This window comes from Malaciobacter halophilus (genome assembly GCF_002837275.1).
Classification (GTDB): Bacteria; Campylobacterota; Campylobacteria; order Campylobacterales; family Arcobacteraceae; genus Malaciobacter; species Malaciobacter halophilus.
The window spans coordinates 1-11211 of the sequence record NZ_NXIF01000057.1; the positions used below are offsets into that span (position 1 = coordinate 1).

The window sequence follows — 11211 nt, forward strand, 5'->3', positions numbered from 1 at the left end:
GATTTCTGAACTTCCAGTGATTTGTCCTCCTGGCATCCCCATCTCAAACATTACTACATCTTTTAATCCACCTCTTGTGGCATACAATCCAGCTGTTAATCCTGCTGGCCCTCCACCTATTATCGCTAAATCTAACATGTGTAAATTCCTTTATTGTATTAAAAAAGAATCATACAGTAAAAATATTAAGCAATAGGTTAATCAAAGATGTGTAGTTTAATTACTTAAGTTTATAATCTTTAATAATTTATTAGTTGAAATCTCACTTAAATTTAATATATATTTTGCTATTTTATAAAGACTTAAAAGGAGCAAATACTGTATGGAAACATTAGATACTATAATTTCAGCAATCTCCTCATTTGTATGGGGTGTTCCTATGCTAACACTTTTAGTAGGAACAGGTTTATATCTAACAATTAAGTTAAGAGGTATGCAATTTTGGGCGTTAGGACATGCTTTAAAACTTATTTTTGTAAAAGAGAAAAGTGCAAAAGGTGATATTTCACACTTCTCTGCACTAACAACTGCTTTAGCAGCAACAGTTGGTATTGGTAATATTGTAGGTGTAGCAACTGCCATTTCATTTGGTGGACCAGGAGCAGTTTTTTGGATGTGGGTAACTGGTCTTGTAGGTATGGCTACAAAGTATTCTGAAGCAATCTTAGCAGTAAAATATAGAGAAAAAGGTAAAAATGGCTACAAAGGTGGTCCTATGTATTATATTGCAAAAGGTGCTAATATGCCAAAACTAGGAGCAACTTTTGCTGTTTTTACAGTTCTTGCATCTTTTGGAATAGGAAATATGACTCAATCAAATGCCGTTGCAAATGCTTTATCTTCTCAATTTTCTGTACCAACTTGGGTTACAGGAATTGTTTTATTAACAATAACATCTTTTGTAATTTTAGGTGGAATTAAAACAATAGGAAAAACAACTGCTTTTTTAATTCCATTTATGATAGCTATTTATTTAACTACTGCTTTTGCTATTGTTTTTACAAATTTAGATAAAGTTGCAGAAGCTTTTGGTTTGATTTTTTATCATGCATTTAATCCTATTTCAGCAGGTGGTGGATTTGCAGGTGCTGCTGTTGCTGCTGCAATTAGATATGGTTTAGCAAGAGGTGTATTTTCAAATGAATCAGGTTTAGGTTCAGCACCAATTGCAGCTGCTGCTGCGAAAACTAGCGATCCAGTAAAGCAAGCTTTAGTATCAATGACTCAAACTTTTATAGATACACTTGTTGTTTGTACAACAACAGCTGTAATTATACTTATGGCACCAGCATGGCAAGAAGGAGTTGGAGCAGGTGAATTAACACTAAAAAGTTTTGAATTCTTCTTAGGTGATACAGGTGCTGTTATTATTGTAATTGCAACTATTTTATTTGGATATTCAACTATACTTGGTTGGTCTTATTATGGAGAAAGAGCTTTTGAGTATCTTTTAGGAGATAAAGCTATTAAACTTTATAGAATTGTTTTTGTTAGTTTTATTTTAGTTGGAGCTATGCTTAAGCTTGAACTTGTTTGGAACTTTTCAGATTTAGCAAATGGACTTATGGCTATTCCAAACTTAATAGGTTTATTACTATTATCTAATATAATCTCATCAGAAACAAAAAGATATTTTAACGAAGATAAAATATAAGAGGTTTTTCCTCTTATATAAATTTTGCATTTTTATTTAAAGAGTATCCCATACCTTTTACAATCACAATACTATCTGTTGGGAGTTTCTTTCTTAAACGTTTTATCATAGCTCTTATATTTGTAAGATTTGTTTCTTCCCCTTCCCAAACATAATTTACTATCTCATCATAACTTGCAACATGATGCAAATTTTGTGAAAAAAGTTGTAAAAAAAGAATCTCTTTTTTTGTTAATTCTACCTCATCATCATCTATATAAAGCTTATGCTCTTTTATATCAAATATACAGTTTTGAGTCAATTGATATTTAAATGATGCTGGACTACAAAGTTTTTTTACTTTCTGAATAAGTTCAAAAATATAAAAAGGCTTTTTAATATAGTCATCACAACCCATTTTATAAGATTTTTCTATTTTTTCTAAATCATGGTTTGAACTAATTATTAAAACGGGCACTTCTTTATAGTGCATTCTTATATACTCTAAAATAGTAATTCCATCTATTAAAGGAACATTTATATCCAAAATAAAACACTTATAACCACCTTGTAAGGCATCTAAAGCATCATCTCCATTATCAAAACAATCAACTATAAACCCCTCTTTTTCTAAAGAGTTTTTAATCAACTTTAATAATCTTTCATTATCTTCTAAGACGAGTATTTTCATCTGTTTTGCTCCAATATAATAGTAAAGCAAGCACCAGCTTTTGTATTCTTTACTTGAATTTTACCATTCATTTTATCTTCTATAATAACTTTTGTCATATATAACCCTATTCCACTCCCATCAGCTTTTGTAGAGTAGTAAGGATTAAAAATATTTTTCATATCTTTTTCATTTATTCCACCTGCATTATCTTTTATATTTACAAGTAGTTTTCCTTGGTCATTAAAAATTTCAATATTTATACTTCTATTTTTGAAATCATTATTAACCAACTCATCTTTTGCATTATTTATTATATTTAATAAACTTTGCATGAACTCATTTCTATAGCCATAAACCATAACATTAGTATTCTCTTTTAAAGAAACATCTACTTTTATATAGTTAAATCTAATATTGTGATCTACAATTTTTAAAAGTGAAATTATAGCTTCATGTATATCAAATCTTGTTTTTCTATTTGAAGGTTTTATAAACTCTTGAAAATCATTTATTGTATCATTCATATACTTTACTTGCGTCATAATATCTTTTACATATGATTCATTCTCTTTATTGTTTATATCACTAGAGTAAAAACTCTCTTGAGCAATAGTAGTAATTTCAACTAAAGGTGCTTTCCATTGATGAGCAATTGCAGAAAAAATCTCCCCTATTTCCGCAAGCTTTGATTGTTGTATTAAAAACTCTTGATTTCTCTCTTTTTCTTGCTCTATCTCTTTCTCTTTTGTTACATCAGTTAAAATTGTAACTAAACCACTATTTTTAGATTTTTCATCTTTATATTTTGCTTGTTTTATTAAATAAACTCTTCTTTTACCATCTTTTGTTTCAAATCTAAATTGTGAATTTTTTTCTGGTTTTTTAGAGTACTTCTCTAAAGCATCAAGAAGTTTCCCTACTCTTTTTATTCCTCTTAATTTTTTTAAAGAACTAAAATATAAGTTCTCTTCTGAGATACCTATCATTGAACTAAATTTGCTATTAAAATCAACTACTCTTCCATCTTTATTTTGCCAAAATATTGGACTTTCAATTGCATTTAATAAGGTCTCATCAAAATCAATTCTCTCTTTTAAAAGTTTTTCTGTTCTTCTTCTGTAGTATATATTATGAAGTAATCCTATTACAAGTAAAACTAATAAAGGGAAAAGTAAAAAAAGTATTTCTAAAAATGTTCTATGCCTTTCAAAGAAATCTAAAGGTTTATTTACAATCTTATAATTACTATAATAGTAGTAAGGATTGATTTTATACTCTCTTAATTGTAAACTATCAAAAGTATAATCATACTCAATACTTTTTCTAATTGTAGAATTAATTTTATTATCAAGTATATCTAAAGCTACATTACCTGAAGCCTCTCCTAGTTTTACAATAGGTACAAGCTTCCCTCCCACAATTCCTTTTTTTATAAATAAATCATCAGTAGCAAATAAAGGTAGTCTAGTTGAACTTATAAACCTAGCTATTTCACTATCTTTATTTAAGTTTTTATTCTCATCTTCATAAAATTTTACAAAAAATATTGCTTCATTTGCTTTTTTAAAACTAAATCTATTACTAAGTTTTCTTAAAGTTGAATGCTCTATGTACTCAACTTCAAAACGTTTTTTCATCTGCTTAAAAGCTTTTTCAACATAAAAATTTGTTTTTTCACTCTCTAAAGAGTCATTGATAATATAAAGCTTTTTTAATTTAGGCATAACTCTACTTATAAACTTTATATTATCTGTAATATCTCTTCTTGAAAGAACTACATGTACTTTGTTTTGTAGATTGTATTTTTCTAATTTTGATTTATTAAACTCTTCAATACCTGTATAAACAATCTGTTCATTTGTAAAAAGTTTACTATAATTTTTTATTGCAAAGTTATAAGCAAATTTATCAAGGGCAATTATTAAATCATATTGCCTATTTTTAAGTTGTAAGGAATAAAGCTCTACTAGTTTTTTTAAATACTTTTTTGATTTTACTCTTTTATAATCCATATATAAAACATTTATATCTACTTCGCCTCTTTTATAAAAACTTTTCTCAATACCTTTAATAATATTATCACTATATAAAAAACCTCTATGATAAGAGTTCAAAATTAGAACATTTTTTTCAAAATTTGCAAAAAGTATTGAAGTATTAAATAGTGTAAAAAAAAGAAGTAATAATTTTATATATTTCACTTTTTCCCTAAGCTTATTTATGAAGTAATCTTAGGAGAGTTCTCCTAAGATTTTATATTATACTAAAGAGTTAATTTTATCAGCAAGTGCTTGCTTTGAAGAAGCACCAACCATTTGATCTACGATTTCACCATCTTTCATAAAAATGATTGTTGGAATAGATCTAATTCCATATTTTACTGCTAAGTCTTGTTGCTCATCAGTATTTACTTTACAAATGTTTGCTTTTCCATCAAACTCTTCTGCTAACTCTTCAATAACAGGAGCTAACATTCTACAAGGTCCACACCATGGAGCCCAGAAATCTACTAATGATATACCATTTGCAACTGTTGAGTCAAAATTCTCTTCTGTTAAGTCAATATACTTACCCATATCAATTCCCCTATTTCAAAATATTAAGTGCAATAATTATACTAAGCTAAACTTAAATTGAAGTTGTACTAATCTTCTATAAATTTTAATTTGGGTAAAATATATACTTCAATTTAATAATGGGTAATTTCATGGATGTAAGAAAAGAGTATTTAGAATTTTTTAAAAGTAAAGGACATGAGGTGGTTTCTAGCATGCCCCTTGTTCCAGATGATCCTACACTACTATTTACAAATGCTGGTATGGTGCAATTTAAAGATATCTTTACAGGTTCTATTCCAACACCAAAGAATAAAACTGCGACAAGTTGTCAACTTTGTGTAAGAGCAGGTGGTAAACATAATGATTTAGAAAATGTTGGTTATACAGCAAGACACCACACACTTTTTGAAATGTTAGGAAACTTTTCATTTGGTGATTACTTTAAAAAAGAAGCAATCGCTTATGCTTGGGAGTTTGTAACTGTAAATCTAGCTTTACCTAAAGATAAACTTTGGGTTACAATTCACACAAGTGATGATGAAGCTTTTGAACTTTGGAAAGAGCACATAAGTGAAGATAGAATCAAAAGATTTGGGGATAAAGACAACTTTTGGTCTATGGGAGATACTGGGCCTTGTGGACCTTGTTCTGAGGTTTTTTATGACCAAGGGGAAGAGCACTTTAATAGCCAAGAGGACTATTTAGGTGGAGAAGGAGATAGATTCTTAGAAATTTGGAACTTAGTATTTATGCAATACGAAAGAGATTCAAGTGGAAAAATGACTCCTCTTCCAAAACCATCAATTGATACAGGAATGGGACTTGAAAGAGTTGTTGCTATAAAAGAGGGGAAATTAAATAATTTTGACTCTTCTCTTTTTATGCCAATTATAGAAAAAACAAAACAGTTAGCTTCAAAAAATCCAACTAATGAGAATATTGGAAGTTTTAGAGTAATTGCAGACCATTTAAGAGCTGTATCTTTTATGATTAGTCAAGGTATTTTATTTGATAAGGAAGGTAGAGGGTATGTACTAAGAAGAATCTTAAGACGTGCTGTAAGACATGGATACCTTCTAGGTTTTAGAGAACCTTTTATGGCTAAACTTGTTGATACTTTAGACTCTATTGTTGGTTCACATTACAGTGAAGTAAGAGAGCAAAAAGAGTATATAAAAGAGCAAATTACTTTAGAAGAAGATAGATTTTTCAAAACAATTGATTCAGGTATGAGTCTATTTGAAGAAGAGTTAAAAAATACAAAAGAGAAGTTTTCTGGAGAAGTAGCATTTAAACTTTATGATACATATGGGTTTCCTTTAGATTTAACTCAAGATATGTTAAGAGATAAAGAGTTACTAGTAGATATAAATAGATTTGATGAACTTATGACAGAGCAAAGGAATAAAGCAAAAGCTGCTTGGAAAGGTAGTGGAGATAGTTCTACTGAGGGTGACTTTAAAAAGTTATTAGAAAAATATGGCAAAAATGAATTTGTAGGTTATAACACAACTTCAGCAAACTCTAAAATTGTAAGTTTATTAGATAAAGACTTTAAAGAAGTAACTTCTTTAAATGCTGGTGAGACTGGATGGGTTATGCTTGAAAAAACTCCTTTTTATGCACAATCAGGTGGTCAAGCAGGAGATATTGGAGTAATTGAAGACCAAGACCATATTGCAGAAGTTCTTGATACAAAAAAATTCTTCGATTTAAACCTATCACAGGTTAAAGTTTCAAACTCTAATTTAAGTGTAAATGAAGAAGTAAGTGGTGTAGTAGTAAATAGATATGAAGTAGCAAAACACCACAGTGCAACACACTTACTTCAAACAGCTTTAAAAATGGTATTAGGCGATAATGTAGCTCAAGCTGGTTCATTAAATGACGCTTCTAGATTAAGATTTGACTTTACTTATCCAAAAGCTATGAGCAAAGAACAGATTAAAGAAGTAGAAGATTTAGTAAACTCAATGATAGTAAGAGGAATTAAATCAAATATTCAAGAACTTCCAATTGAAAAGGCTAAACAAAAAGGCGCAATTGCTATGTTTGGAGAAAAATATGGTGATATTGTAAGAGTAGTTGATTTTGATGGAGTAAGTGTAGAGTTTTGTGGTGGAACACACGTTAAAAATAGTGCAGATATTGGAAGCTTTTATATTTTAAAAGAGTCAGGTGTTAGTGCTGGAGTTAGAAGAATTGAGGCTGTTTGTGGAGTTGCTGCTATAAACTATACTAATGATATTATTCAAAAGTATGAAGAAGTACAAAACGAAGTTAAAAATCTTGATGTAACACTTGGAGTAAAAAAACTTAAAGAGCAAATAAAAGAGCTGAAAAAAGAGTTAGAAGAAGCTCAAAGTGCAACTGCTACTCCTATAAATGAAGAGATTATCAATGATGTAAAAGTAGTTGTAGATATTGTTAAAAATGGTGATATTAAAAAAATAGTTGATGATTTAAAAAATGCAAATGAAAAACTTGCAGTTTTACTTTTACAGCCAAAAGGTGAGAAAGTAATGATGGTTGCAGGTAGCAAAAATACAGCTGTTAAAGCAGGTGACTGGATAAAAGAAGTTGCTCCAATAGTTGGTGGAGGTGGAGGTGGAAGACCTGACTTCGCACAAGCTGGAGGAAAAGATGTTTCAAAAATAGATGAAGCAAAACAAAAAGCTTTAGAGTTTGTAAAAGCTAATTTATAATGTTACAAATATTTGAAAACAACCTTGCAGCACTTATCTTTTTACACGTAATAAGTGCTGTAATTTGGGTAGGAGGAATGATAGCTATAAGATTTGCTATTCATTACTCTATGCAAGGTATTCAAGAGCCAAAAATTAGACTAGAAAGAACACTTGAAAATCTAAAAAGATTTTTTAATATGGTAATTCCTACAATAATAACTCTTCTAGTTACTGCTATTATAATGATTTTAGTACTAGGATTTAAAGGTACAAGCTTATATAGTGTAGTAATAGCAAAAGAGATTATTTGGACTGTTATGAGTATAGTTTTTATTACTATTTACGTAAAAAGAAATAAAGCTCAAAAATATTTTAATGAAGGTGACTTTACAGGTTGCAAAAAACAGCTTTTACCAATAGCTAAATACTTTATCCCATTAAATATATTTTTAGGACTTATAGCTATATATTTAGGTATTACACTTAGAGGATTTTAATCCTCTAAAACCCTTTGAATTTTCCAAAAATGCTTTTTAAAATAGACATTATTTAGTGTCGAAATAATCACACCTTTTTTCTTAGATACATGCATAAATTTACCATCATCTAAATATATACCCACATGCCTACTGTTTCTACCTGTTTTAAAAAAAACTAAATCTCCAACTTTTGCTTCACTTTTAGATACCTTTTTACCAACTCTTGATTGATAATAAGTGGTTCTTGGAATTTTCTTATTTAGTTTTGTTTTAAAGGTTCTTTGAATAAAAGCAGAGCAATCAATACCTTTTTTGGAGTTTCCTCCATATCTATACCTTACACCTTTCCACTCATCATATTGAGATAGTAGTGCATTTACAATTGCATCTTGTTTTATATTTGAATCTCTTTTTATAACTATTTGCTCTTTAGGTTCACTTTTGAAAAACATATCTTTTGCACTTTGCAAAGATAACGAACAACCACTAAATAGTAAAGGTAAACTTAGAAATAGACAGTTTTTAACTCTTTTCATCGCCTCATCTTTTAATGTTTAAAAAATTATATCAAAATCCACCATATAAAACTATCATAATAGGAATATAAACCATTGAAAAGATTGTACTAAGCAATACTGTAAGTGTAGCTTTTTCAGGTTTTATTCCATTTATAATTGCTAAAGTAACACCATTATTTGCAATAGGAACAATAGAGAATAAAAACATAACTTTATATATTTGTTCATCATTTATCAAATATAAAAAAGTTTTATCTAGATAAATAAATAAAAGAACCATTAAAGGCCAATAAACATATTTAAAAAAGAAATTTAAAAATATAAATTTTTTATCTAAATCTTCACTCTTTCTTAATCCAACTAAGCCCATTCCTAAAATCATCATTCCTAAAATTCCATATACTGCTTTAAATTGAGAGGTATAAACAAATAACTCTTCAGGAATTTTTATACCATAAAGATTGCAAACTAATCCAAAAATAAATGCATAAATTATTGGTAATCTAAAAACTTTTCTAAGTGACTCTTTAACTGTAAAATTACCTTTAGCAGTTATGTAAAAACCTGTTGTATTACCATAAAAAATAAAAGCTAATTGTATAAAAATATAAATGTCAGCAATATGAGGTTCAAAAAATAATACAGCTAATGGAATTCCAAAATATCCTGTATTACCAGTTCCTGCATTAAAGGCTAAAATATTTGATGTTGCATCAGGCCATTGTTTCTTAAAAAGATTATAAACAATAATAGCAGTTAAAGAAGTAAATACATAGAAAAATATAGGTAAAAGAGTTAAACTTAAATCTATTTTTACACTAATTGTAGAAGAGAATACTACTATTGGTGTAATAATATAAATAATTAATTTAGCAATTGATTCTTTTTTAACTTGCAAAATCTTTACACTTAAATAACCAAGTAAGATATTTATATATAAAGGAGTGATTTTTAATAATAGAATAAAAAAAAGAGTCATTAATCAAGAAACCTATTGCTTTCTTTAGAGAAATATGAATAAAAATTCGCCATTCTTACTAAACTCATACTGTAATCTTTTTTAAATCTATTTTTATGAAGATATTTACTTTCATATGAAGGTTTATACTCTTTTATTAATTCCAAAGATAACTTTGCATTATAATCTAAAATAAACTTAGTTCTATTTACTGCATATACATAAATTAAGTTTACATAACTACTATTATCTATTAAGTATGTAGTAAATTCATAATTATCAAAATCATACTGTTCTACAATTTTCATACTTTTAATTTTCAAAGTTTGTTTAAATAGTTCTTCAAAAAATCCTCTTTCAAAGCCATTCCATGAGCAATTACTATCTAAATTTATATATTCAATGAATAGTTTTCCATAATTTTTATCATTAATTTTTGAAGTATATGAAAAATTTGCACAAGGATGAAAAGTTGCAGTTGTTTGTGCACCTTTTAAATCTAAAGTTTTTGTTGGTAATTTCATACTATTTACACTAAAAGGTGTACAAGCAACAAATAAAATCAAAATAGAGCTTATAAAAAGTAGTTTTTTCATCTTAAAAACCTCCATATAAAGTTAAAAGTAAAGGAATATATACAACTGATATTAAAGTACTTAATAAAACCGTAAAAGTTGCTTTTTCAGGTTTTGCTTTAAGTAATATTGCTAAAGTTACCGTATTACCTGCTAATGGTACAATTGATACTAAAAATAATACTTTATAAATATTTTCATCTAAAAAATTAAAAAATGTTCTATCAAAGAAAATTACAATCAACATAGTAGCAGGCCAAACTATAAACTTATAAAAGTATGCAATTTTTATATATTTTTTATCAAAATCATCTTGCAAAGTAAAACCTTTTAAGCCCATTCCTAACATCATCATTCCAAGTATTCCATATATCCATTTTAAGTTTTCAAAGTATGGAATAATAAATTCTGGTGTTTTCACACCATTTAAGTTTAATGTAATTCCTAATATAAAAGCATAAACTAAAGGAAGTCTTAAAATCTTTTTAATAGATTGTAAGGCTGTAAAACTACCCTTTGCTGTAACATAAAAACCTACTGTATTTTCATAAAGCAATGAAGATAAAGTTACAAAAATAAATATATTTGCAACTAAAGGGTCTAACAAAAGCATAGCTAAAGGTATTCCAAAATATCCTGTATTTCCAGTCCCACATGTAAAAGCTAAGGTATTGACACTTGCATCATTCCAATGTTTACTATGCCTTATTAATACATAAAAAGCAATTACACTTCCAAATAAAAATACAAATATTGGTAAAAATACTATTTGCAAATTTATTTCAATAGATATAGTAGCAAAAAATATTACAATAGGACCAAGAATATAAACCAATAAAAAAGCAATTATATCTCTTCTTACTTTTAAATATTTTGTAAGAATATATCCAGCAAAAATATTTAAATATAAAGGGAAAATTTTTCCAAGAAGTATAAAAAATAGGTTCATAGCTTTCCTTATTGTGAAAGCTATAATTATACCTAAAATCTCTTTTAATATTCAGTTATAATTTTTAATTAGTTTTGAGATTTTTATAAGAAAGGATAAGGAAGTAAATGTGATAATAAAAATCATGGAGAGGGAGAAAAATCCAGAATAAGTTTATAATAATTACACTATGTTTATATAT

General features: G+C 27.8%; 11 protein-coding genes. 3 read left to right on the forward strand and 8 right to left on the reverse strand.

All coding sequences use genetic code 11. The features are described 5' to 3' along the window. Positions 1-138, reverse strand: a 138-nt coding sequence (locus tag CP960_RS12720) for an FAD-dependent oxidoreductase (RefSeq protein ID WP_133121142.1), incomplete at its 3' end; no start/stop codon positions are given. Between the two features lie 184 nt (positions 139-322). Between CP960_RS12720 and CP960_RS12725 the strand changes: the two genes are divergently transcribed. Continuing rightward, positions 323-1654, forward strand: coding sequence for an alanine/glycine:cation symporter family protein (locus CP960_RS12725; protein WP_101185866.1), 1332 nt, complete (start codon positions 323-325; stop codon positions 1652-1654). Positions 1655-1667: 13 nt separating this feature from the next. Here CP960_RS12725 and CP960_RS12730 read toward each other — a convergent pair whose 3' ends face one another. The 3 genes from CP960_RS12730 to trxA are packed head-to-tail and all read right to left on the reverse strand — an operon-like array spanning position 1668 to position 4882. Then, positions 1668-2324 carry a response regulator transcription factor gene (locus CP960_RS12730; RefSeq protein WP_101185867.1) on the reverse strand — a complete coding sequence of 219 codons (657 nt, stop codon included), beginning with the start codon at positions 2322-2324 and terminating at the stop codon, positions 1668-1670. Continuing rightward, the gene (locus CP960_RS12735) at positions 2321-4507 is read right to left on the reverse strand and encodes a sensor histidine kinase (protein ID WP_101185868.1); all 2187 of its coding nucleotides are present in this window, start codon (positions 4505-4507) and stop codon (positions 2321-2323) included. The genes CP960_RS12730 and CP960_RS12735 overlap by 4 nt, the downstream gene beginning before the upstream one ends. 57 nt (positions 4508-4564) lie before the next feature. After that, the gene (gene trxA, locus CP960_RS12740; protein ID WP_101185869.1) at positions 4565-4882 is read right to left on the reverse strand and encodes a thioredoxin; all 318 of its coding nucleotides are present in this window, start codon (positions 4880-4882) and stop codon (positions 4565-4567) included. Between the two features lie 131 nt (positions 4883-5013). Between trxA and alaS the strand changes: the two genes are divergently transcribed. Next, entirely contained in the window at positions 5014-7569 is a 2556-nt protein-coding gene (alaS, locus tag CP960_RS12745) for an alanine--tRNA ligase (protein ID WP_101185870.1), read from the forward strand. Beyond that, positions 7569-8048 (forward strand): hypothetical protein, encoded by a 480-nt coding sequence (locus CP960_RS12750; protein WP_101185871.1) that lies wholly within the window; start codon positions 7569-7571, stop codon positions 8046-8048. Before alaS ends, CP960_RS12750 begins: the two co-directional genes overlap by 1 nt. Here CP960_RS12750 and CP960_RS12755 read toward each other — a convergent pair. The 4 genes from CP960_RS12755 to CP960_RS12770 are packed head-to-tail and all read right to left on the reverse strand — an operon-like array spanning position 8045 to position 11030. After that, positions 8045-8566 carry an NlpC/P60 family protein gene (locus CP960_RS12755; protein WP_101185872.1) on the reverse strand — a complete coding sequence of 174 codons (522 nt, stop codon included), beginning with the start codon at positions 8564-8566 and terminating at the stop codon, positions 8045-8047. The genes CP960_RS12750 and CP960_RS12755 overlap by 4 nt on opposite strands. A 31-nt stretch (positions 8567-8597) precedes the next feature. Further along, a complete protein-coding gene (locus tag CP960_RS12760) occupies positions 8598-9527 on the reverse strand; it encodes an AEC family transporter (protein ID WP_101185873.1) in 930 nt (309 codons plus the stop codon). After that, positions 9527-10102, reverse strand: coding sequence for a hypothetical protein (locus tag CP960_RS12765; protein ID WP_101185874.1), 576 nt, complete (start codon positions 10100-10102; stop codon positions 9527-9529). The genes CP960_RS12760 and CP960_RS12765 overlap by 1 nt, the downstream gene beginning before the upstream one ends. Before the next feature lies 1 nt (position 10103). Continuing rightward, positions 10104-11030 carry an AEC family transporter gene (locus CP960_RS12770; protein ID WP_101185875.1) on the reverse strand — a complete coding sequence of 309 codons (927 nt, stop codon included), beginning with the start codon at positions 11028-11030 and terminating at the stop codon, positions 10104-10106. Between the last annotated feature and the right edge of the window lie 181 nt (positions 11031-11211).

Coding starts and splice junctions, on each gene's coding strand:
- CP960_RS12730 (WP_101185867.1), bottom strand. CDS start 2,324: ATGAAAATACTCGTCTTAGAAGATAATGAAAGATTATTAAAGTTGATT.
- CP960_RS12765 (WP_101185874.1), bottom strand. CDS start 10,102: ATGAAAAAACTACTTTTTATAAGCTCTATTTTGATTTTATTTGTTGCT.
- trxA (WP_101185869.1), bottom strand. CDS start 4,882: ATGGGTAAGTATATTGACTTAACAGAAGAGAATTTTGACTCAACAGTT.
- CP960_RS12750 (WP_101185871.1), top strand. CDS start 7,569: ATGTTACAAATATTTGAAAACAACCTTGCAGCACTTATCTTTTTACAC.
- CP960_RS12755 (WP_101185872.1), bottom strand. CDS start 8,566: ATGAAAAGAGTTAAAAACTGTCTATTTCTAAGTTTACCTTTACTATTT.
- CP960_RS12770 (WP_101185875.1), bottom strand. CDS start 11,030: ATGAACCTATTTTTTATACTTCTTGGAAAAATTTTCCCTTTATATTTA.
- CP960_RS12760 (WP_101185873.1), bottom strand. CDS start 9,527: ATGACTCTTTTTTTTATTCTATTATTAAAAATCACTCCTTTATATATA.
- alaS (WP_101185870.1), top strand. CDS start 5,014: ATGGATGTAAGAAAAGAGTATTTAGAATTTTTTAAAAGTAAAGGACAT.
- CP960_RS12725 (WP_101185866.1), top strand. CDS start 323: ATGGAAACATTAGATACTATAATTTCAGCAATCTCCTCATTTGTATGG.